The 21,281-nt window shown below is 68.2% G+C and carries 19 protein-coding genes and 2 pseudogenes; 12 read left to right on the top strand and 9 right to left on the bottom strand.

Features of this window, described 5'->3' with window-relative positions; genetic code table 11:
• Positions 1 to 56: 56 nt before the first annotated feature.
• Entirely contained in the window at positions 57 to 1,091 is a 1,035-nt protein-coding gene (gene glpX / locus ACFYZE_RS11555; protein WP_388991236.1) for a class II fructose-bisphosphatase, read from the bottom strand.
• Between the two features lie 127 nt (positions 1,092 to 1,218).
• On the opposite strand from glpX, the gene ACFYZE_RS11550 reads away from it, so the two are divergent.
• A complete protein-coding gene (locus tag ACFYZE_RS11550) occupies positions 1,219 to 1,737 on the top strand; it encodes a DUF4245 domain-containing protein (RefSeq protein WP_388991234.1) in 519 nt (172 codons plus the stop codon).
• A gap of 30 nt (positions 1,738 to 1,767) precedes the next feature.
• Here ACFYZE_RS11550 and ACFYZE_RS11545 read toward each other — a convergent pair whose 3' ends face one another.
• Both ACFYZE_RS11545 and xseA read right to left on the bottom strand, forming a co-directional pair.
• Positions 1,768 to 2,001 (bottom strand): exodeoxyribonuclease VII small subunit, encoded by a 234-nt coding sequence (locus ACFYZE_RS11545; protein ID WP_388991232.1) that lies wholly within the window; start codon positions 1,999 to 2,001, stop codon positions 1,768 to 1,770.
• A gap of 9 nt (positions 2,002 to 2,010) precedes the next feature.
• Positions 2,011 to 3,246: an exodeoxyribonuclease VII large subunit gene (gene xseA, locus ACFYZE_RS11540; RefSeq protein ID WP_388991231.1), complete on the bottom strand. Its 1,236-nt coding sequence runs from the start codon at positions 3,244 to 3,246 to the stop codon at positions 2,011 to 2,013.
• A gap of 90 nt (positions 3,247 to 3,336) precedes the next feature.
• On the opposite strand from xseA, the gene ACFYZE_RS11535 reads away from it, so the two are divergent.
• A complete protein-coding gene (locus ACFYZE_RS11535; protein ID WP_388991229.1) occupies positions 3,337 to 4,341 on the top strand; it encodes a 4-hydroxy-3-methylbut-2-enyl diphosphate reductase in 1,005 nt (334 codons plus the stop codon).
• Between the two features lie 83 nt (positions 4,342 to 4,424).
• Positions 4,425 to 5,171 carry a polyphosphate--glucose phosphotransferase gene (ppgK, locus tag ACFYZE_RS11530; protein WP_388991227.1) on the top strand — a complete coding sequence of 249 codons (747 nt, stop codon included), beginning with the start codon at positions 4,425 to 4,427 and terminating at the stop codon, positions 5,169 to 5,171.
• 48 nt (positions 5,172 to 5,219) lie between these two features.
• Here ppgK and ACFYZE_RS11525 read toward each other — a convergent pair whose 3' ends face one another.
• On the bottom strand, positions 5,220 to 5,873 hold the full coding sequence (locus ACFYZE_RS11525; RefSeq protein ID WP_388991225.1) for a DUF6542 domain-containing protein: 654 nt from the start codon (positions 5,871 to 5,873) through the stop codon (positions 5,220 to 5,222).
• Positions 5,874 to 6,076: 203 nt separating this feature from the next.
• Between ACFYZE_RS11525 and ychF the strand changes: the two genes are divergently transcribed.
• Positions 6,077 to 7,165, top strand: a complete 1,089-nt coding sequence (gene ychF, locus ACFYZE_RS11520; protein ID WP_388991223.1) for a redox-regulated ATPase YchF — start codon at positions 6,077 to 6,079, stop codon at positions 7,163 to 7,165.
• A 247-nt stretch (positions 7,166 to 7,412) separates the two neighbouring features.
• Here ychF and ACFYZE_RS11515 read toward each other — a convergent pair whose 3' ends face one another.
• A complete protein-coding gene (locus ACFYZE_RS11515; protein WP_388991221.1) occupies positions 7,413 to 8,264 on the bottom strand; it encodes a FadR/GntR family transcriptional regulator in 852 nt (283 codons plus the stop codon).
• 102 nt (positions 8,265 to 8,366) lie between these two features.
• Here ACFYZE_RS11515 and ACFYZE_RS11510 point away from each other — a divergent pair, with 102 nt between their 5' ends.
• Positions 8,367 to 8,636 (top strand): hypothetical protein, encoded by a 270-nt coding sequence (locus tag ACFYZE_RS11510; RefSeq protein WP_388991219.1) that lies wholly within the window; start codon positions 8,367 to 8,369, stop codon positions 8,634 to 8,636.
• An 81-nt stretch (positions 8,637 to 8,717) separates the two neighbouring features.
• Positions 8,718 to 11,609 carry a discoidin domain-containing protein gene (locus tag ACFYZE_RS11505; RefSeq protein WP_388991217.1) on the top strand — a complete coding sequence of 964 codons (2,892 nt, stop codon included), beginning with the start codon at positions 8,718 to 8,720 and terminating at the stop codon, positions 11,607 to 11,609.
• 139 nt (positions 11,610 to 11,748) lie between these two features.
• Here ACFYZE_RS11505 and ACFYZE_RS11500 read toward each other — a convergent pair.
• The 3 genes and pseudogenes from ACFYZE_RS11500 to ACFYZE_RS11490 all read right to left on the bottom strand — a co-directional run.
• Positions 11,749 to 12,060 (bottom strand): annotated as a pseudogene (locus tag ACFYZE_RS11500) (transposase); the annotation flags it as partial.
• A gap of 149 nt (positions 12,061 to 12,209) precedes the next feature.
• Complete coding sequence (locus tag ACFYZE_RS11495) at positions 12,210 to 12,380, bottom strand: hypothetical protein (RefSeq protein WP_388991215.1); 171 nt, start codon at positions 12,378 to 12,380, stop codon at positions 12,210 to 12,212.
• A gap of 179 nt (positions 12,381 to 12,559) precedes the next feature.
• Positions 12,560 to 13,498: a LysR family transcriptional regulator gene (locus ACFYZE_RS11490; protein WP_388991214.1), complete on the bottom strand. Its 939-nt coding sequence runs from the start codon at positions 13,496 to 13,498 to the stop codon at positions 12,560 to 12,562.
• A 100-nt stretch (positions 13,499 to 13,598) separates the two neighbouring features.
• On the opposite strand from ACFYZE_RS11490, the gene ACFYZE_RS11485 reads away from it, so the two are divergent.
• From ACFYZE_RS11485 to ACFYZE_RS11460, 6 genes and pseudogenes are all read left to right on the top strand, one after another.
• Complete coding sequence (locus ACFYZE_RS11485; RefSeq protein WP_388991212.1) at positions 13,599 to 15,080, top strand: MFS transporter; 1,482 nt, start codon at positions 13,599 to 13,601, stop codon at positions 15,078 to 15,080.
• A gap of 92 nt (positions 15,081 to 15,172) precedes the next feature.
• On the top strand, positions 15,173 to 16,711 hold the full coding sequence (locus tag ACFYZE_RS11480; RefSeq protein ID WP_388991210.1) for an amidase: 1,539 nt from the start codon (positions 15,173 to 15,175) through the stop codon (positions 16,709 to 16,711).
• 86 nt (positions 16,712 to 16,797) lie between these two features.
• On the top strand, positions 16,798 to 18,099 hold the full coding sequence (locus tag ACFYZE_RS11475) for an amidohydrolase family protein (protein WP_388991208.1): 1,302 nt from the start codon (positions 16,798 to 16,800) through the stop codon (positions 18,097 to 18,099).
• On the top strand, positions 18,096 to 19,511 hold the full coding sequence (locus ACFYZE_RS11470; RefSeq protein WP_388991206.1) for an amidase: 1,416 nt from the start codon (positions 18,096 to 18,098) through the stop codon (positions 19,509 to 19,511). The genes ACFYZE_RS11475 and ACFYZE_RS11470 overlap by 4 nt, the downstream gene beginning before the upstream one ends.
• A 31-nt stretch (positions 19,512 to 19,542) precedes the next feature.
• Positions 19,543 to 19,665: pseudogene (locus ACFYZE_RS11465) on the top strand (helix-turn-helix domain-containing protein); the annotation flags it as partial.
• Positions 19,662 to 20,171 (top strand): hypothetical protein, encoded by a 510-nt coding sequence (locus tag ACFYZE_RS11460; RefSeq protein ID WP_388991204.1) that lies wholly within the window; start codon positions 19,662 to 19,664, stop codon positions 20,169 to 20,171. The pseudogene ACFYZE_RS11465 and the gene ACFYZE_RS11460, both read left to right, overlap by 4 nt.
• Positions 20,172 to 20,278: 107 nt before the next feature.
• Here the strand turns inward: ACFYZE_RS11460 and ACFYZE_RS11455 are convergent, their stop codons facing one another.
• A complete protein-coding gene (locus tag ACFYZE_RS11455; RefSeq protein ID WP_388991202.1) occupies positions 20,279 to 21,244 on the bottom strand; it encodes an alpha/beta hydrolase fold domain-containing protein in 966 nt (321 codons plus the stop codon).
• Positions 21,245 to 21,281 lie beyond the last annotated feature (37 nt).

Here is a 21,281-nt window from a genome sequence, read left to right as displayed (position 1 = left end):
GGCGCATGGGGAAAGGGGCGCCCTCTCCGCACAGAGGGCGCCCCTTTCCGTACGGCCTACTTCGCCCGGTCGAAGTCGATCGCGCTGTACGCGCGCAGCTTGCTCAGCCGGTGAACGGAGTCGATCCGCCGGACCGTGCCGGACTTCGAGCGCATGACGATCGAGTCGGTGGTGGCGGTCTCGGACCGGTAGCGCACACCGCGCAGCAGCTCGCCGTCCGTGATGCCGGTGGCGACGAAGAAGACGTTCTCACCGGAGACCAGGTCGTCCGTGGTCAGCACCCGGTCGAGGTCGTGGCCCGCGTCGAGGGCGCGCTGCCGCTCCTCGTCGTCCTTCGGCCACAGCTTGCCCTGGATGGTGCCGCCCAGGCACTTCACCGCGCAGGCGGAGATGATGCCCTCGGGCGTGCCGCCGATGCCGAGCAGCAGGTCGATGCCCGTGCCCTCGCGCAGCGCCAGGATCGAACCGGCCACGTCGCCGTCCGAGATCAGTTTGATGCGTGCGCCGGTCTCCCGGACCTCCTTGATCAGACCGTCGTGGCGCGGCCGGTCGAGGATGACGACGGTGACGTCCTCGGGCGTGGAGTGCTTGGCCTTCGCCACCCGGCGGATGTTCACCGAGACGGGGGCGTTGATGTCGACGAAGTCGGCCGCTTCCGGACCGGTGACCAGCTTGTCCATGTAGAAGACGGCGGACGGGTCGAACATCGTGCCGCGGTCGGCGGCGGCCAGCACCGCGATGGCGTTCGGCATGCCCTTGGCGGTGAGGGTGGTGCCGTCGATCGGGTCCACGGCGATGTCGCACTCCGGGCCGGTCCCGTCGCCGACCCGCTCCCCGTTGAAGAGCATCGGGGCCTCGTCCTTCTCCCCTTCGCCGATGACGACGACGCCGTTCATCGACACGGTCGAGACGAGGGTGCGCATGGCGCGCACCGCGGCGCCGTCCGCGCCGTTCTTGTCCCCGCGGCCGACCCAGCGGCCCGCGGCCATCGCGGCGGCCTCGGTGACCCGGACGAGTTCGAGGGCGAGGTTGCGGTCCGGGGCCTCGGAGGGAACTTCGAGCTCGGACGGCAGATGATGATTCTCGGTCATCGGAGCGCACCTTTCTGATACGACGACGGCCGGATGAGGGTGATGCCCCCGACTCTATCGCCGGACAGACAAAATGAGCAGGGCACCCCACGGATGAGCAGACCCAGGCACCTGCGACGATGGGGGCGTGGCAGGTATGAAAGGCAAGCAGACGGTCCGGGACATGATCCTCTCCCTGGGCCTCATCGGGCTGATGGCGGGCGTCATCTATCTCTTTATCCCCCACGACGACCACGCTCCCGACATCAAGCGGGTCGACTACCGCGTCGAGCTGCTCACCGCGCGCCGCGCCGCGAGCTACCCGGTGGCGGCACCCGAAGGCCTGCCCGACACCTGGAAGGCCACCTCGGTGCGCTTCCAGGACGAACCCTTCGACGCCTGGCACCTCGGCTTCCAGGACCCCGAGGGGCAGTACGTGGCGATCGAGCAGTCCACTGAGAGGGCGTCCACGTTCGTCGACGACGCCAGCCAGGGCGCACAGGAGACCAAGGACACCCAGCGCATCGGCGGGCAGACCTGGCAGCGCTACACCGGCGGCCGCTACGACGCGCTCGTACTCAAGGGCAAGGGCGCCACGACCGTGGTGACGGGGACCGCGTCGTTCGCGCAGCTGACGAAGATGGCCGAGGCGCTGAAGACCGGCTGACGACGCGGGACGCCGGGCGGCGCCGTCCGGTCACCCGGACCCTTCCTGGCCCTCGCCGTCCTCCTCCTCGGCCAGCGCAGCGTCGAGCCGCCTGCGGGCGCCCTCCAGCCAGGTCCGGCACACCTTGGCCAGCTCCTCCCCGCGCTCCCACAGCGCCAGGGACTCCTCGAGCGTGGTGCCCCCGGCCTCCAGGCGCCGCACCACCTCGATCAACTCGTCCCGCGCCTGCTCGTAGCCGAGTGCCTCATCCGTCTTGCCGGTCATGCGCCCACCCTAAGATCCCTGGTTGCCGGCGGAACCCTCGCCGTCGGCCCGTACCGTGAACTCGCCCGCGGCGACCCGCGCCCGCAGCGCCTCGCCCGCCGCCACCTCGTCCGGTGCGCGGACCACGTGCCCGTCGGCCTTCTGCAGCACCGCGTACCCCCGCCGCAGCGTCGCGGCCGGGGACAGCGCCACCACGCGTGCGTGCGTGTGCGTCAGCTCCGACTCGGCGCGGTCGAGCAGATGCCCGAGGGTGCGCCGGGCGCGGTCGACCAGCGCGGTGACCTGGTCGGCCCGTTCGTCGACCATACGGTGCGGGTCCTCCATGCAGGGCCGCGCCAGCGCGTGCGCCAATCCGCGCTCCTCGCGTTCGACGAACGCCTGCGCGCACCGCCGCGCCCGGTCCCGCAGCTGCCGTACCCGCTCCAGCTCCTCCCCGACGTCCGGGACGACCTTCTTGGCCGCGTCGGTCGGGGTGGAGGCCCGTAGGTCGGCGACGTGGTCGAGCAGCGGGTTGTCCGGTTCGTGCCCGATCGCGGACACCACGGGCGTGCGGCAGCCGGCCACCGCCCGGACGAGCTGCTCGTCCGAGAACGGCAGCAGATCCTCCACACTCCCGCCGCCGCGCGCCACGATGATCACGTCCACCTCGTCCAGCGCGTCCAGCTCCTTCACCGCCTGCACCACCTGCGGTACGGCGTGCACACCCTGCACGGCGACGTTGCGCACCTCGAAGCGGACGGCGGGCCAGCGGTGCCGCGCGTTCTCCAGCACGTCGCGCTCGGCCGCCGAGGCACGGCCGCACACCAGCCCGATCAGCTGCGGCAGGAACGGCAGCGGCTTCTTGCGCTCGGGCGCGAACAGGCCCTCGGCGGCGAGCGCCTTCTTGAGCTGTTCCAGCCGCGCGAGCAGTTCCCCGACGCCCACGGGCCGTATCTCGGCCGCCCGCAGCGACAGCTGTCCCCTCGGGGCGTACCACTCGGGCTTGGCGAGGACGACGACACGGGCGCCCTCGCTCACGACATCGGCCACGGAGTCGAACACCTGGCGGTAGCAGGTGACGCCGACGGAGATGTCGTGCGACGGGTCGCGCAACGTCAGGAACACGACTCCGGCGCCGGGCCGCCGCGACAACTGTGTGATCTGCCCCTCGACCCACACGGCCCCGAGCCGGTCGATCCACCCCCCGATGAGCCGCGACACCTCACCGACGGGCAGGGGGTTCTCCGCGGACGTGTTGACAGCCATGCGCCCGAGCGTAGTGGCCGGGACCGACAACGCCGGTCGGCACAACCTCTCCCCAAGGAGGCGATCTACGACTCCGGGCCCGGCCTTACGATGGATCGCATGACTGCTTCGTCTGGCCGCCGTGTTCTGCTCGCCGCCCCCCGGGGTTACTGCGCGGGCGTCGACCGTGCAGTGATCGCCGTCGAGAAGGCGCTCGAGCAGTACGGGGCGCCGATCTACGTCCGCCACGAGATCGTCCACAACAAGTACGTCGTGCAGACCCTGGAGAAGAAGGGCGCGATCTTCGTGGAGCGGACGGAGGAGGTGCCCCCGGGGAACATCGTCATGTTCTCCGCGCACGGCGTGGCACCCACCGTCCACGAGGAGGCCAGGCAGGGCCGGCTCGCCACCATCGACGCCACCTGCCCACTGGTCACCAAGGTCCACAAGGAAGCGATCCGGTACGCCAATGAGGACTTCGACATCCTCCTGATCGGGCACGAGGGCCACGAAGAGGTCATCGGCACGTCCGGCGAGGCCCCCGACCACATCCAGCTCGTCGACGGCCCCGAGGACGTCGCGAAGGTGGAGGTGCGCGACCCGTCGAAGGTCGTCTGGCTGTCCCAGACGACCCTGTCGGTCGACGAGACCATGGAGACGGTCGACGCGCTCAAGGAGAAGTTCCCGCAGCTCGTCTCCCCGCCCAGCGACGACATCTGCTACGCCACCCAGAACCGCCAGCTCGCGGTGAAGCAGATGGGCGCGGAGGCGGACCTGGTGATCGTGGTCGGCTCCCGCAACTCCTCCAACTCCAAGCGGCTGGTCGAGGTCGCCAAGCTGGCGGGTGCGCGCGAGGCGTACCTGGTGGACTTCGCCGACGAGATCGACGAGGCCTGGCTCGAGGGCGTGTCGACGATCGGCGTGACGTCGGGCGCCTCCGTGCCGGAGGTGCTGGTGGAGCAGGTGCTCGAGTGGCTCGCGCAGCGCGGCTTCGAGGACGTCGAGATCGTCAAGGCGGCCGAGGAGTCCATCACCTTCTCGCTGCCCAAGGAACTCCGCCGTGACCTGCGCGAGGAGGCCGCGACGCTGGTGGCCGAGCGCACCGGAGAGAAGTAGCGCGCCCGGCGGGAGCGACGGCCCGGGACCTCGCGCAGGGAGCCGTGGCGTGAGTGTCGGCGCCACGACGTACCGTGGTGCCCATGCAGATCTTCGGCGTGGACATCGGCGGATCCGGGATCAAGGGCGCTCCCGTGGACCTGGAGCGGGGCGACCTGGCTCAGGAGCGCTTCAAGGTGCTCACCCCTCACCCGGCGACGCCCGACGGGGTGGCGGACGGGGTGAAGGAGGTCGTCGACCACTTCGGGTGGACCGGCCCGGTGGGCCTCACGTTCCCCGGTGTGGTCACGGGCGGCGCCATGATCCGTACGGCGGCGAATGTCGACAAGAGCTGGGTCGACACGGACGCGCGCGCCCTGTTCGGCGAGCGCCTGGGCGGCCTCCCGGTGACCGTGGTGAACGACGCGGACGCGGCGGGCGTGGCCGAGATGCAGTTCGGCGCGGGCCACGGCCGCAGGGGCACGGTCATCGTGCTGACGTTCGGTACGGGCATCGGCAGCGCCATGTTCACCGACGGCGTCCTCGTGCCGAACACGGAACTGGGCCACCTGGAGCTGAACGGCCGCGACGCCGAGAAGCGCGCCTCCAGCAAGGCCAAGGACGACAACGACCTGACGTGGGAGCACTGGGCCCGCCGCGTGCAGAAGTACCTCGCGCACGTGGAGATGCTGTTCTCGCCGGAGCTGTTCATCATCGGCGGCGGCGTCAGCCGTAAGTCGGAGAAGTTCCTGCCGCTCATCGAGGGCATCGAGGCGGAGATCGTCCCGGCCCAGCTCCAGAACAACGCGGGGATCGTGGGAGCGGCGATGAGGGCGGCGAAGCAGGGATAGCAGCAGGCACCGGTGCGGGACGCTCGGTGGTGCCGGCGTCCCCCACCGTCAACCGCTCCGACGGCGCGCCGCCACCCTGCGGCGCAGCATCCGCACCTTGCGCACGGTCGTGATGACGCCCGCGATCAACGTGCCACCGTACAGCCAGCCGGCCTGCGTGGCGAGCGCGGTGACCAGCCCCACCAGGCGCCCGGCGACCCCGCCGTCGCTGTCGGCGACGACCAGCAGCCCGGCGGCGAACGCGATCGGCACGACCACCGGCGCGGTCACCAGGTCCCCGCGCCGCACCCACAGCGCGGTCAGCGCGGCCACCGGCAGGAAGAGCACGCCGTAGACCGTGAGGGACGCCCCGAACAGCAGTTGGTCGAGACAGCCCAGCACCAGCATCACGGCGCCACAGAACAGTCCGCCGCCGAGCCCGGTGAGCCGGGGGCCGGGCAGCCGCCGTGCCGCCTGGTCGAGCGCGGGAGCGTTCCGCACCCGAGCCGCCGGGCGCCGTTGCGCACCACTGCTGCCCTGGGGCGCCGGCCGTGGCCAGCCGGCCCCGTCGCCCACCTCGGGCCGGCCGGGGCCGCCGGGCCGGGGAGGCCGTGCGGCCGAGCCGGACCGTACGGGCGCGGCGGCGCTGCGCCGGCCCTGCGGGGGAAGGGGGGCACCGCGTCGCGGTCCGTGTTGCGGGGGTCGCGTCCTGTGTTGCTCCACTGGACCAACTTAGGTCGGTTTATGTGCGGAATGGCGTAGGACACACGCCGTTGGCGAGAGCTTGTCCAAGCGTTCGATACGTCGCCGGAGCGCGGCCCGGTACGCCGTAGACTGGTGGATCGGCCCGCACACTCTCCTGACGGACCCGGGCCCGCAGCCCAGTCCAGTCCAGTCCTCCAACCTCACGTACGGGAAGTCGCAACGTGTCGCTCACGATCGGAATCGTCGGTCTGCCCAACGTCGGCAAGTCGACCCTGTTCAACGCCCTGACCAAGAACGACGTGCTCGCGGCCAACTACCCGTTCGCCACGATCGAGCCGAACGTGGGAGTCGTCGGCGTCCCCGACGCCCGTCTCGCCAAGCTGGCCGAGATCTTCAAGTCGGAGCGGATTCTCCCGGCGACCGTGGACTTCGTCGACATCGCGGGCATCGTGCGCGGCGCCAGCGAGGGCGAGGGCCTGGGCAACAAGTTCCTCGCGAACATCCGCGAGTCGGACGCGATCTGCCAGGTCATCCGTGCCTTCAAGGACGAGAACGTCGTACATGTGGACGGCAAGGTCTCGCCGAAGGACGACATCGAGACGATCAACACCGAGCTGATCCTCGCGGACCTGCAGACGATCGAGAAGGTCCTGCCGCGCCTGCAGAAGGAATCGCGGATCAAGAAGGACGTCGCCCCGAAGGTGAAGGCCGTCGAGGAGGCCAAGGAGATCCTGGAGAAGGGCGACACGCTCTTCGCACACGGGATCGTCCAGGGCAGCGAGCGCGCCGAGCTCCTGCACGACCTGCACCTGCTCACCACCAAGCCGTTCCTGTACGTCTTCAACGTCGACGAGGACGAGCTGACGGACGACGCCTTCAAGGACGAGCAGCGCGCGCTGGTCGCCCCCGCCGAGGCGATCTTCCTCAACGCCAAGCTGGAGGCGGACCTCGCCGAGCTGGACGAGGACGAGGCCCTGGAACTTCTCGAGTCGGTCGGCCAGCACGAGCCGGGCCTCGCCACCCTGGCCCGCGTCGGCTTCGACACCCTGGGCCTGCAGACCTACCTCACGGCGGGCCCGAAGGAGTCCCGCGCCTGGACGATCAAGAAGGGCGCCACGGCCCCCGAGGCGGCCGGCGTCATCCACACCGACTTCCAGAAGGGTTTCATCAAGGCGGAGGTCATCTCCTTCCAGGACCTGGTGGAGACCGGCTCGGTGGCGGAGGCCCGCGCCAAGGGCAAGGCGCGCATGGAGGGCAAGGACTACGTGATGCAGGACGGGGACGTGGTGGAGTTCCGCTTCAACGTCTAGTTGTCGCCGTAGCAGCGGCGTAGAGATTTTGGCAAATGTGCAGGTCAGGCTGGGTTGCCCTTGCCGAAAATGTCATCCGTGCAGGTTGGGCGGCATGTTCGTACTCGTGGAGGATGCAGCCGAGGCGGTCGCGTCTGCGTATGTCGAGGCGGGCGATCTGCTCCGGAGCGGTGATCGGCTTGGGCAGGGGGTTGAGGTGACGGACGTTCGCGATGCCCTGAGGAATCCACTAAGGCATAAAGGGCGTTCAACCTAGATCGGACGCCCTCTCGGATGCCCCCGTGTTCGCGCGCCCGAGTTGGGTCCCTGCCGGCTGGTGATCAGGATGACAAGAGCACTCGTGTTCTGCGTCAGGCGCTCCAGTTTGCTGGCTCCGTTTGGAATGCCAGGAGTCCAGGATGTGCGCCCGCATGGCCGTGCGTGCTGCGCGCTCGTCGGCGTCGTTGATCGCCTGGGCGATCGCGGCGTGACCGATGTGGGCGGACGCGATCTGCTTGTCGAGCTCACCGCCGCAGTACCTGCTGCTGGCTCGGGCATGATCATGGATGCTTGTCACGACCGCTCGCGCGACGTCGTTGCCTGCCATCTGCATGACGTGATCGTGGAACTCGGTTTCCAGGGCGAGGTACTGCTCGGGCCGCCCAAGCACGCGCTCCATCGCGGCCAGGACACTGTTCATCTCGATCAGCTGTCGCTCGGTTCGCCGGGTCGCAGCCGTTCCCGCCAGTTCGGACTCCAGCGCGCAGCGCACCTGGACGAGGTTGTCCAGCAGACCGAGGCCGTCGTCGTGCCGGATACGGGCGTCAAGGACCGTTGAGTCGAGCGGATCCCAGCGGGTGACGGGCGCGACCACGGTTCCCTGTCCCTGCCGGATGATCAGCAGTCCCTTGTGCTCGAGGGCCTTGAGTGCCTCGCGCACGACCACGCGGCTGACGCTGAACTCCTCGCACAGGGCTTGTTCGCCAGGTAGCACCGAGTCGGCCGGCAGTCGGCCGCTGACGATGGCGTCGATGAGGTCCTCTGCCACCGTGGCGGCGAGCCGCGCCGGGCGTCGTTGTTTCGTCCGGTCGGCGAGTCTGATGCGTGGTGAGTTGAGCAATTGGTCCCTACCCCCGGAGAGTTGCTGATCCGCCCAGCATATCAAGATCTTGTCAACTCGTTACTCGTGTGCTGTCATCATGTCCTACAAGTTGGAGAGATCATGGGATGGTGGCTGAGTGAAGGGGCGGACAAGCCGCGGCTCGTGGCGGTTTTTGACGGCGCCCACCCCTACGCGGCCGATGTCATCGCGTCGGGCGGTGCCACGCCCGGTAGGGCGAGCGCGCGCTACAAGGGCGGGCTGACCGGCCACGGCACGGGCCTCGGAAAGCCGGCACTTGGCCACGCATCCACCGAGCCGGTCGTCGGCCTGCCGGACTGCGCCGAGGAACTCGCGCATTCGGTGTGGCAGGCCGGTCAGCGGTCGGAGTAGCACCTCATCACGGAAAAACAAGGAGAGGCAATGAAGCCTGATCCAGGCGATCACGCGGCTAACCGCGACCCGTCAGAGGGGGTGACAACACGGAGTCGACTGCGCCTGCTGGCGGGAACCCTCGCGCTCGCCGTTGGCGCCACCGGGTTCCTCGCCGCCGGCCCTGCGCAGGCGGCGGCGCCCGCTGACCCGGGAGCGCGCTACCTCTACGCGTCCCCGGACGGTACCGGCTCGGCGTGCGCCCAGAACAACGCGTGCTCGTTGACCGAGGCGCAGACGCAGGTCCGCAAGTTCAACCAGAACATGCAGGATGACATCGTTGTCCAGCTCGCCGGCGGCACCTACTCGCTGAGCAAGCCGCTCACCTTCACGGCGGCGGACTCGGGGCACAACGGCCACCAGGTTCGGTGGCAGGCGGCTCCAGGCGCGCATCCGGTGCTCTCCGGCGGCCGGACTGTCTCCGGGTGGAGCCTGAGCGACCCGGCCCACAACATCTGGTCGGCCAGCGTGCCCGCCGACCTGAACACGCGACAGCTCTACGTCAACGGCGTTCGCGCCGATGTGCCCCGGTCCGCGTCGGGACTTCCCGCGGGCAGCAAGGTGACCGCCACCGGATACACCGTGCCCGGCAACAGTCTCCAGTCGGTCCGCAATCCCGCTGACCTCCAGTTCATGTACCACCCGCTGGACTGGGCGCAGGAGAGCTGCAACGCGGCCTCGATCACCGGGACGGCCACGCAGACGACCGTCACGATGGCGCAGCCCTGCTGGGGCACCGTGCAGTCGTTCTACGGCGGCACGGAGCGGGCGGACATGCCGCAATATCTCGCGAACGACTATTCGTTCCTGAGCCAGCCCGGTCAGTGGTACTTCGACACGGCCGCGCACCGGATCTACTACATTCCGCGGTCCGGCCAGAGCATGTCCACCGCGAACGCGGTGGTTCCCGTCCTGCAGAACCTGGTGACCGGCGCGGGAACGGCTACCGCTCCCGTCCACGACATGACGTTCCGGGGGCTGACGTTCGAACATGCCACCTGGATGCAACCCAGTACGGACGTCGGCTTCGCCGAGACCCAGGCAAACCTGCTGATCACGACGCCGGACTCGTCGTACAACTGGAGCCCGGCCCACTTCGTGACCCCCAACGGCGGAACCACCTGGAACAACACCCCCTACGGGAGCCAGTCGCAGCTGATGCCGACGGCGGTGGAGTTCCACGCCGCCCGGAACATCAGCTTCGTCCGCAACACCTTTGTGCACCTCGGCGGCGCCGGCCTCGGTCTGGACCAGGGCAGCCAGCACAATCACGTGGTCGGCAACGTGATGACCGACATTTCGGGCAACGGCCTGCAGGTGGGATCGGTCTCCGATCCCAACCAGAAGGATTCGAATCTCGTCGACGCCTACAACACCGTGTCCAACAACTACGTTCACAACGTGAACGTGGAGTTCCTCGGTGGCGTCGGCATGTTCTTCGGCTATGTGCGCGACACCACGATCTCGCACAACGAGATCGCCGATCTGCCCTACAGCGGTATGTCGATCGGCTGGGGCTGGGGCTCGCTGGACACCACCCCCTCGATCGATGAGAACAACAAGATCATCGACAACTACGTCCACGATGTGATGCAGGAACTGCATGACGGTGGCGGGATCTACGCCCTCGGCCCGCAGCCGGGCGGCGTCATCTCCGGCAACTACATCGGCAGCGTCGTCCACGACAGCGGCCACGTCTACCTCGACCAGGGCAGCACCGGGTGGACGGTCAGCAACAACGTGATGTCCACCGGGACCACCTGGATGCGCGCCAACCCGAACTACTACGACCCGAGCAGCAACGTCGCCAAGGACAACTACACCGACCTGACCATACTCGCCTCCGGATACGTGGCGATCAGTGGCACGGCCACCGTGGCCACGGGTGAACTGCCGGCCTCGATCATCCAGAACGCGGGCCTGCAGCGGGCGTACAAGGACCTCCACCCGACGACGCCGAGCGACGCGCAGGCGCCCACCGCTCCCCAGGACCTGCAGGTCAAGGTCGTCAACCCGACCTCGCTGCAGCTGAATTGGGCCGCATCGACCGACAACGTCGGTGTGACGGGTTACGAGATCGCCGTCAACGGCCGTCTGGTCCAGGTGACCGCCACTCTGGGGGCCACGCTCACCGGCCTGGCTGCCGGCCAGGTCTCGAAGATCACCGTCCGGGCACGTGACCTCGCCGCCAACCTCTCCACGGCCGGTGAGATCCCGGTGCAGATGCCGGCGGCGGACACCCAGGCACCCACCGCCCCCGGCACGCCGACGGTCAACTCGGTGTACCCGACCACGGTGAACCTGTCCTGGCCGGCGTCCACCGACAACTGGGCAGTCACCGACTACCAGGTGTATCGCGACGGCGTGCTGGCCGCGACCACGACGGGTACCTCCGCCGAGGTCGACGGCGCGACCCCCGGTCAGACCGCCCAGTACACCGTCAAGGCTAAGGACGCGGCCGGCAACCTCTCGGCTGCAAGCCCCGCGGTCAGCGCGACGACGCCGAAGCTGCCGAACCTGGCACTGCACGCACCGGCCACCGCGCTGTACCTCGACGGCAGCACCGCCCTGATGCAGCCGAACTCGATACCGGGCTACGCGGTCGACGGTGACCCGTCGACCTTCGCCCAGGCGACCAACCAGTACGCCTGGCAGCTGCAGGTCGACCTCGGTGCGTCGCGCACGATCTCCTCGGTCGTCACCACGATGCCCTGGGACAAGTTCGCGACCGAATACAACATCGAGACGTCCGAGGACGGACAGAACTGGACGGTCGCCGACAAGGTCACCGGATTCATGGGCGGGGTGAGCACGCAGAACCTCACCACCCCGGCGACCGGGCGCTACCTGCGGATCGTGGCGGTACACCCGGACGGCGGCGGGCAGACAGGCGGCCAGATGGCCATCAGCGAGCTCGCTGTCTACGGCAGCTGACCGAACGTGCGAAACACGACGGTGAAGTCCACCCTCGTGTTTCGCACGTTTCGCGATCACGGCAGGCGATCGCGTGGCACGCGAACTCCCCCAACCCATAACCAACCGCGAGCCAATCGTCAACCTCGACATACGACGACGCGACCACCTCGGTGGCATCCTCGGTGGTGCGGACGATCCGGCGGATCTCGGTATCGAACCGCAGGAACGGGGTGAACTCCTCCCACGCGTTCTCCGACAGCTTCACGATCGCCGGATACTTCCGGCCCCAGGCGTCGGCGAACTCGGCGAACCGCTCCAGGGCGGCCTCCTCGGTGGGAGCGGTGTAGACGGGCTTGAGGAGCTTGACGATCTTGTCCCAGTCCTGGCGGGCGGCATAGCGGAACGAGTTCCGCAGCAGGTGGACATCGCAGGTCTGCACGATGGCGCGAGGCCAGACCGTCTCCACTGACAGTGATGGGACCTTTGGCCGGGCTCCTATGAAGTCACGGACGCCCGATCGGCCGCGCAGCGGCACCGCTTGGGAGATCGACAATTCCAAGCAAGGACAACCCAAGTGCCGGTCAGCTGCCGGGTCAGACCTCCAAGCGGTGCTGCGGGCTACATCATCACTGTCAGCTGCTGGAGCAGTCCGCCCTCGCCGGTCAGCTGCAGACCCTCCGCTTGAGCCCGGCTCACCAGCTCGTCGATCAGCTGATCGTCCACCGCCTTCGCCGACACAACCGCTGCCGACTCGACAGTCTCCTGCTCGGCCACGTTCTCACTGGTCATCGATGCATCTTCCATGATCAGGAGTCACACCGAACGATTTACAGTCCCCGATCCACATGTCTTGAGCATGGCTCTGCCCCCACCGCAACCAGACTCATGACTCGAGGTCAGGAGCGGTGAAGCAACTTTGGAGACCTACGGGCTGCCTGGCCTGCGTGCGTGAGTACGGCCCCGACGGGTCAGCCGTGGATGGCCTCCTCGGGCTGTTGGCCCGGACGGGAGGAGCCGGGTGAATCCGGACCGAGCGTGCTGCCGGCTGCCAGCGCGGTGGCTACGAAGGCCTGGGCGGCGGCGGTCAGGGGCTGGTCTCTGTGGACGATGAGGAGGTCGTAGGTCACTCGTGGCAGCAGCGGCAAGATCACCGCGCCTCTGCTCTCGGCTTCCCGTGACACAGTCCAGGGAAGGAAGGCCGCGCCGACGCCCTCCAGGATCAGTGGAATGACTGCTTCCCGGTGGGGTGTCTCCACGGCTGTGTAAAGGGGGATGCCGCGTTCTTTGGCTTCGTCGAGTAGGCCGCGCGCTCGGGTACCGATCGCGCTGCTGATGAACGGAACGCCTGCGAGTTGCTCCAGGGTGAGGGCGCCCTTGGCGCCGAGTGTGCTTCCTGGCGGGAGGACGACGACGATTTCGTTGCTTCCGATCGGGTGCGCACGCAAGTCCGCGGACACGGGGCGGTCTGTCAGCCCGACTTCGCAGGCGGCCTCCGCGACTGCTGTCGCAGCGAGAGCGCCGTCTTCGGTGGGCATCATCGCCACGGTGACGTCTGGGTAGGACCGGCGGAAGTTTCCGATGATCCGTGCCAGGGGCTCGATACTCAGGCCTGGAGGTGTGCTGACGGTGACGCGGCCGCCGCGGAGGCCTCTCAGAGCGACCATGGACTGTCGCGCGTCCTCCATGTCCTTGAGGACGCGGCGTGCGTAGGTGAGAAGGACCGTGCCGGCATCGGAGAGTGCGACTCCCCGACCGACCCGGTGGAAGAGCGGCGTGCCGCATTCCCGCTCCAGCCTGCGGATGGCTTCGGACAGTGTCGGCTGGGTTACGTGCAGGCGTGCCGCGGCCTTGGTGAAGCCGCCTTCGTCGACGGCGGTGACGAAGTACTCCAGCGTGCGTGCATCCATAGGGTGATCCTATCGGTTGCATCGAAAAAATAGACTGGATTGATCTATTGGTGCGGTGTTCCATATGTCACAACGCTTTTCGTCCGCAACGTGCCGATCCTTGGCGGAAGAACAACAAGAGCAGGAGAAACGTGTGGGTTCATCTCCGGTCCTGATCAGAACCAAGGACGATGTCGTCCGGGTGATCAACGAGAGTGCGGACGCTCCGCACAGTCGCATCATCGGTTTCATAGCGCTCGGAGGCTTCTTCCTCGACGCGTATGACTTCACCAGCCTGAGCGCAGGTTCGGTGCAGATGAAGGCGGAATTCGGGCTCAGTGCCAGCCAGCTCGGTTTCGTGACAGCCGTCATGGCGTTCGGCGCGATCATCGGTGCGCTCTGCGGTGGCTACTTCGTTGACCGGTTCGGTCGGCTTCGCATGTTCATCGTGAACCTGTTGCTCTTCGTGGGTGCCACGCTCGGCGCAGCGCTCGCTCCGAACTACGAATCACTCATTGTGCTGCGCCTCTTGATCGGTATAGGCGTCGGCCTCGATGTGCCGGTGGCCATGGCCTTCCTGGTCGAGTTCATGGCGATGAAGAAGAAGGCCAAATGGGTGGAGTCGGCCGCGGCGCTGTGGTCGGCCGCGACCATCTGCGGACTCCTCGTGGCGCTCGTCCTCAACGCCCTCGGGGCAGGAACCAGCCTGTGGCGGTGGGAGGTCGGCCTTGGTGTGGTGCCGGCTCTGGTGATTCTCCTTCTGCGCTTCAAATACATGGCAGAAAGCCCGATGTGGGCTGCAACCAAGGGAGACCTGGCCGAAGCGGTACGGATTCTCAGCGCAACGTACGGCCAGCCGTTCGAGCTCGCGCCGGATGCGGCGGACTTGTCACACCGCGACGAACAGACCGGCCCGTTCCGCCCCTTCGTCCAGCTCTTCACCGGCGAATTCCGCAAGCGCACCATCCTGATCTCCGTGATCAGTGCGGCGCAGAGCATCCAGTTCTCCTCGGTCGGCTTCTACCTGCCCCTCATCGTCTTCTCGTTCTTCCACAGCAGCTTTTCCGTCTCTCTGCTGGCCTCGGTGTTCGCGAATGCCTGCGGCCTGTGCGGCGGGCTTCTGGCAGCGAACGTCGCAAACAGGCTGGGACTGCGCAAGCTGTCCATCATCGGGTTCGGCGGCGTCGCTGCCGTACTCGTCCTGCTCGGCCTCTTCGGCCGGGTAATCCCTTCGCTACTCGGAGTTGTGCTGCTGGCGTTCTTCATCGGCGCGCATACCTTCGGCCCGGGCTCCACCGCGCAGTCGATGTCGGCGATGTCGTACCCGACGCGGGTCCGTGGCGTCGGCGCTGGACTCTCCCAGGCCAGTAACCGTACGGGCAGCTTGATAGCGCTCTACGGCGTCCCAGTCCTGCTGGCCTCGTTCGGGCTGTATCACGCCCTGCTCATCCTGCTCATCGCCCCGGTGATCGGTCTGGCGGCACTTGCCGTCATCAAGTGGGAGCCGGTCGGCAACGTCTCGGACGACGAGCCCGAGTCCGTCTTCGGTTCTCCCGCCCAGGCAGCCGGGCCCGAAGCCACGATCCCCACCCGTTCCATCTGAAAGCAGGCACAGCGACAGTGCAATCCCAGTCCGACGTTCTACGGCTGATACAGCCCGACCTGCGGGAGAGCGTCCTCAACCGTGCCGGGAGCATGCTCGATGACGTGGCCGCCTACCTGAACTCGGTCGATGCACGAGGCCTTGACGGCGTGTTCCCGGGCTTCGTGTTCGACCCAGCGACTGCCTCCTCCTACCTTCCCCAGCCGGTGGATCACCCGAGCCATGAACCCGCGGCTTCCGTCTCCCTGCCGGACGTCCAGGAACTGCCCTGGGTGCCGCCCACTGATATCGCGCGCCTGGTGCGCGCCGGAGACCTCACAGCCGAAGAGGTGACCGGACTGTATGCACGGCGGATCGAAGACTGGCAGCCAGAAGTCAACGCGTTCATCGACGTGACCCTGGACGATGCTGCTCCGTCGCGAAACGGAGCCCTTGCGGCGGCGCCTGTCGGGCTGACCGACCTGATCGACGTCGCGGGACTGCCTACGACCGCCGGATCAGCGGTCATGCACGACCGGATCGCTCCGGCGGACGCGGACTGCTGGAGGTCCCTGGCCGGGGCCGGCGCCGTGCTTGCGGGCAAGCTGAACGTGCAGGAGTTCGCCGCTGGCACGACAGGCGAGAACGCCCGGTTCGGCTGGACCCGGAATCCCTGGGACACGACCAGGATGACCGGCGGAGCATGCGGCGGTGCGGGGGCCGCGGTCGCGGCCGGAATGGTATCCGCGGCTCTTGGCCCAGACCCTGGGGGGTCGATACGGGTACCCGCAGCCCATTGCGGGGTCGTCGCCCTCAAACCCACCTACGGCGCGATCAGCCGGCGCGGCGTACTGCCCTTGACCTGGACGCTGGACGCCCTCGGCGTGATGGCGCAGCGCGTGCGGGGGGTCGCCGGCGTTGCCGATCACCTGCTGATCCCACGCACACCGCACGGCAGGCGCGGCAGTTGCGAAGGCGCTGCGCTGGCCGGAGAACGGACAGCCAGTCTGGATCTGACGCTCGGCATTCCCGTCTCCTGGCTGGACATGGGGCTCGACGCGGAAGTCCGGGCCGCCTTCGAGAAGGCACTGGAGCACCTCACCGCCCTCGGAGCCAAAGTGCGTGAGGTGGACGTCCCGTACGCGGGAGACATCCTCAAGATGCACCGGGCCATCGCATTCTCCGAAGCATCGGCCTCGCACGAGCCACTCCTCCTGCATCAGGCCGACGAAATCGGAGCCAATATCCGCGACCGCGAGGAGGCCGGGCGGGCGATGCTCGCCGGGCAGTACCTCAAGGCATTCCGGATCCGTGCCATGCTGTGCCGGCGCTTCTCCGAGGTATGGCGAGATGTCGATCTCGTCGTCACACCGACGGTCCCGGTCCCCGCAGCCCCCATCGGGACGCAGTCGGTGACGACGAGCTCACGCGGCCCCGAGCCCACCCACACCGTCTACACCCGTTATCTCGCCCCCTTCAGTTCACTCGGCCTCCCCACCCTGTCCGTCCCGTGCGGGGCGACCACAGGCGGCCTCCCGATCGGCATGCAGCTGGCAGGACCGCCGCATGCGGAATCCCTCTTGTTCTACGCGGCCGGCGCCTACGAGGCCACCACGCTCTGGCACACGCGGCACCCGGTGCTCTCTCGATGAAAGGCAGGGCAGGAATCATGTACGACATGGCTGTCACGGGCGGTTCCGTCGTCACACCCGACGGTGTCGTCCACGGGGACATCGCCGTGAAGGACGGCGTCATCGTGTCCGTCGGCGTTCCCGTCGTACCTTCGCAGGTCACGGGACGCGTCGTCGATGCGAAGGGGAAGCTGGTTCTGCCCGGAGTCATCGATGCCCATGTCCACTGCCAGACCTGGACCGATCATGCCGATGCGATCGGGGACTCGCACCGCTCGGCGGCATTCGGAGGCGTCACCACTGCGATCACCCAGATCAGGGCACCTTTGGACATGGCCCCGTCGGACGCCATCACGCATTTCATCTCAGAGGGCGAACGGACTTCACCGATCGACTTCGGTCTGCACACCATTCTGCGTCCGGAGCACGACGCGGCCACCGAGGTACCCAAGGTCATGGCTCTGGGCAGCCCGTCCGTCAAGTTCTTCATGTCCTACAAGGACAACGGGATCATGACCCCGGACGCCACGCTCCTGCGTAACCTCCGCATCGTGGCGGAGAACGGCGGCCTTGCCATGGTGCACGCAGAAGACGGCGAGATCCTCGCGCACCTCGTAGACCATGCGAAAGCGAGCGGGCGTACGCGGCTCGAGGACTTCGCCTGGACGCATCCAGCCTCCGCCGAGGACCTGGGGGTGTACAAGGCACTCGCCTACGCGAAGGCGACCGACTGCCCCCTGTACATCCTGCATATGACCACCAAGGGCGGCGTGAAACTCCTGGGCGACGCGGTCGCGGCCGGCCAGCGCGTGTTCGGGGAAACCTGCCCCAAGTACCTGACGCTCACCAACGACGACCTTCTGCGTGTCGGGGCGCAGGCCAAAGTCGGGCCACCGCTGCGGAGCGACGACGACCGCGAAAACCTCTGGGACGCCTTGGAGGCGGGCACGTTGTCCGTGGTGGCCAGCGACCACGCCCCCCGGGCACGGGAGCGGACAGGACAGGTCGACGACGTGTTCGCCGAACCCTACGGCGCACCCGGCACCGAGACGATGCTGCCGGTGATCTACGACGAACTGGTGGTGAAACGCGGCGGGAGCGTGTCTCTCCTGGCAGAGATTCTCAGCACCAACCCGGCACGCATCTACGGGCTCTACCCGAAGAAGGGCATCATCGCGGCGGGCTCCGACGCCGATCTCGTTCTGGTGGATCCCGAACGCAGGGAAGTCATCAGCGCGGCAACGCAGCACTCCACGGCCACATATAGCTTGTACGAGGGCCGCGAGGTCACGGGTTGGCCTGTCCTGTCGACCGTGCGTGGCCGCATCGTGCTCGACAACGGTGAACTGAAGCAGCAGCCCGGATTCGGGAAGTACCAACGCCGAAGCCTGCCCGAGTTCACCCGATGACAGAGCTGTGGGAACTCACCGCGACCATGCAGGCACGCGGGGTCCGCGAGGGCACATTCTCCGCGGAAGAGCTGATGCGGTCCGTGCTGGACCGCATCGCTCAGACCAACCCGGAGGTCAACGCCTTCTGCACCCTCAACGAGCACGCCCTTGGCGACGCCCGGGCGGCAGACAGAGCACTGGCCAGGGGGGAGTTGATCGGACCTCTGCACGGCGTGCCTTTCTCCGTCAAGGACCTCATACCGACAGCAGGACTGCGCACCACACTGGGAAGCACCGCTTACGCAGACTGGGTCCCCGGTCATGACGATGTGTCGGTGGAACGGATGCGGGCGGCAGGCGCGCTCCTCGTGGGGAAAACCAACACCCGCGAGCTCGGCTATGGCGTAGTGGCCGATAACGAACTGTTCGGACCGACACGCAATCCCAGAAAGCTCGCCTGCACAGCCGGAGGATCCTCCGGCGGCTCGGCAGCGGCAGTGGCCGACGGCATGGGATCGATCAGCCTGGGCAACGACGGCGGAGGTTCCCTGCGTGTCCCGGCCGCACTCTGCGGAGTCTTCACCCTCAAACCCACCTTCGGAGCCGTGCCCCTGTACCCGTCGTGCCGGCTGCCCACAAGAGCAGGGTTCGGCAGCTGGGAGACACTCGAGTCCGTCGGACCGATCACCCGGACGGTGGAAGACACTGCCCTGGTCTTGGAGACGATCGCCGGATTCGACCAGCGGGACCGGCACTCCATACCGACCGACGTGCGGGGACTTACGGCACGCCTCGACGACGGCGTGGGTGGGCTGAGAATCGCCTGGAGCCCGCGCTTGGGGCAGGCAGATGTCGACCCCGAGCTGATCGAACTGACAACCCGTGCCGTCGACGCCCTGGACCGGGCCGGACTCGGCTGCGTAGTCGCAGCCGCGGATCCGCCGATCGGAGATCTCCGCGAGTTGCGCGAGGCGTTCTCCGCCACCGTCGCCAGGGACTCGGACCTGACAGGCCTGCGCGAACTGGCCGGACGATACAGGGTGTCTCAGGACATACAGGAGCTTGTGGGAAAGGACTGGACGGCTGAGATGTTCACCTGGGCGGCAACGCGCAGGCAAACGCTCTATGACGCGGTCCAGGGCTTCATGGCGGACTGGGATCTGCTCCTCACGCCCACTACGGCAACGGCTGCTTTTCCGATCGGACTGCGTAGTCCGCTCCAGTTCGCGGGGCGTGACTGGTCACCGTTCGCATTCCCGTTCAACCTCACAGGCCAGCCCGCAGCAAGCGTGCCGGTCGGAACGACAACGGATGGCCGGCCCGTCGGCCTCCAGATCGTCGGGAGACGTCTTGCGGACGCTACCGTGCTGCGCGCAGCACGCGCCTTCGAACGTGTTCTTGCCGCGGATCCTGGCGATCAGCCGATCTGAGCCGAGGAGCAGCAGCGGCCGCCGGAACTAGACGGTGGACGTACACCTGTCCTGGCTGCGTCGCAAACTCGGTGAAACCGCACAGGAGCCGCGCTACCTGCACACCGTGTGCGGAGTCGGGGTCCGGCTGCGTGCACCCGCGGACCGGCGATGAGGCGCAGGCTGACACTGCTCGTCGCAGCCACCATGTGCCTGGCTCTCCTCGTCTTCGTGGTGCCCTTGGCGCTGCTGCTGCGTACCGTGGCACAGGACCGCGCCGTCGTCGCGGCCAGCGCTGGCGCCCAGAGTCTGGTGCCCGTGGTGGGCACCGCCGACCAGGACGCCCTGCGATTCAGCGTCGAGCACATGGCCGCCGAGTCCCGCGGCCCGATCACGGTCTTCCTCCCCGACGGGTCGGTGCTGGGCACGCTCGCACCACGGACCAGCGCCGTGCAGCTCGCGGCGCGGGCGGGAGTCAGCTGGACGGTGGAGCGTCCCGACGGCCGCGAAATCGTGGCGGCCGTGATGGGACGGCCGGACGGCACCGCCGTGATCCGAGCGTTCGGGCTCGGCGCGCTGAGACTCATGTCTCAGCACTTTGCACAGCTGAGGCGCCTCGACTGGTCGGGGCGCCCGCGGTGGCCGGGCAGCTCGCCGAGCTGCGCGAGCGCACCTTCGTGAGCGCCCTCATGGGCTCCGGGCGAGGACGGTGCGGGTGTCGTGCCGGAGAGCGAAGGCCCGGCGCCGTGTGCCAGTTGGCGGTGGCTGCGGCGTGCGCCGGGGCGGGCTCACTCGGCTGAGCGCGGGGTCACTGGGCAACCGGCCGGATTTTCCGCGGCCCGGTCGGTCGCGGGGTAGCGCAGGTGATGGGCGAGGAAGGCGACGCAGCGGGCGACGACCGGAGCGACGTCGGCGTTGAGGAAGATGTGCTCGGCGCCCGGTACGGCGACGAGCTCCGCGTGGTTGCCGGCGGCCCGCAGGAGTCCGGCCAGGCGCTCGCTGTGCTCGAAGGGGACGAGCGTGTCGTGGGTCCCGTGGGCCAGGAGGAAGGGCGGCGCCGGGGACCGCGCGTAGCTGACCGGGCTGGCGGCTGCCGCCAGGTGCAGCCGGTCGGCCGGGTCGCCGCCCAGGAAGGTGACGAAGGGGTCGTGGGGGCCGGGCGCGTCCGGCAGCAGCGCCCCCACGTCGGTGATCCCGTACCAGTCCACGACAGCCCCGACCGTCGTGTCGCCCTGTGCGATCCCTTCCTTTCCTTCGAGCGAGGGGTGGGCTGCGTCGGTGAGCCCGGCCAGCGCGGCCAGGTGACCGCCGGCCGACTCGCCCCACACGCCGATCCGCGTCCCGTCGATCCCGAGCGTCCCGGCGTAGTGGCGCAGGTAGCGGATGGCCGCTTTGACGTCGTGCAGTTGGGCGGGGAAGGGGGCTTCGCGGGCGTGGCGGTAGTCGATGGTGGCGACGGCGAGTCCGGCCCGCAGCAGGGAGCCGAACAGGAGGTCCGCGCTCACGGTCGGCGGCGGGTGGCGACGGTCGCCCTCCATCCAGGCGCCGCCGTGGATCCAGACCACCACGGCGGGGGGTTCGGCAGCCGTCGGCACGGACAGGTCCAGCAGCCGCGGCCGGTAACCGGAATTGGTGGCGTAGCTCAGCCCGTCGTATCGGCGGACGCCGTCGGCGGCGGTGGGGGCGGTCGGTGGGAGCTGTACCGGCGGTACGGCGAGCTCGGGCGGCGGCCAGGCGATGGGCTCGGAGGGCAAGGCTGCTCCAGGTGTCGTCGGGTGAGGGGTGCGCGGC

It is taken from the genome of Streptomyces sp. NPDC001796, from assembly GCF_042892355.1.
GTDB lineage: Bacteria > Actinomycetota > Actinomycetes > Streptomycetales > Streptomycetaceae > Streptomyces.
This window is presented reverse-complemented; position numbering and strand designations above follow the sequence as displayed.

Excerpts from the sequence above, each read along its gene's own strand:
- glpX (WP_388991236.1), bottom strand. The coding sequence starts at position 1,091 with ATGACCGAGAATCATCATCTGCCGTCCGAGCTCGAAGTTCCCTCCGAG.
- ACFYZE_RS11545 (WP_388991232.1), bottom strand. The coding sequence starts at position 2,001 with ATGACCGGCAAGACGGATGAGGCACTCGGCTACGAGCAGGCGCGGGAC.
- xseA (WP_388991231.1), bottom strand. The coding sequence starts at position 3,246 with ATGGCTGTCAACACGTCCGCGGAGAACCCCCTGCCCGTCGGTGAGGTG.
- ACFYZE_RS11535 (WP_388991229.1), top strand. The coding sequence starts at position 3,337 with ATGGATCGCATGACTGCTTCGTCTGGCCGCCGTGTTCTGCTCGCCGCC.
- ppgK (WP_388991227.1), top strand. The coding sequence starts at position 4,425 with ATGCAGATCTTCGGCGTGGACATCGGCGGATCCGGGATCAAGGGCGCT.
- ACFYZE_RS11510 (WP_388991219.1), top strand. The coding sequence starts at position 8,367 with ATGGGATGGTGGCTGAGTGAAGGGGCGGACAAGCCGCGGCTCGTGGCG.
- ACFYZE_RS11495 (WP_388991215.1), bottom strand. The coding sequence starts at position 12,380 with ATGACCAGTGAGAACGTGGCCGAGCAGGAGACTGTCGAGTCGGCAGCG.
- ACFYZE_RS11490 (WP_388991214.1), bottom strand. The coding sequence starts at position 13,498 with ATGGATGCACGCACGCTGGAGTACTTCGTCACCGCCGTCGACGAAGGC.
- ACFYZE_RS11480 (WP_388991210.1), top strand. The coding sequence starts at position 15,173 with ATGCTCGATGACGTGGCCGCCTACCTGAACTCGGTCGATGCACGAGGC.
- ACFYZE_RS11470 (WP_388991206.1), top strand. The coding sequence starts at position 18,096 with ATGACAGAGCTGTGGGAACTCACCGCGACCATGCAGGCACGCGGGGTC.
- ACFYZE_RS11460 (WP_388991204.1), top strand. The coding sequence starts at position 19,662 with ATGAGGCGCAGGCTGACACTGCTCGTCGCAGCCACCATGTGCCTGGCT.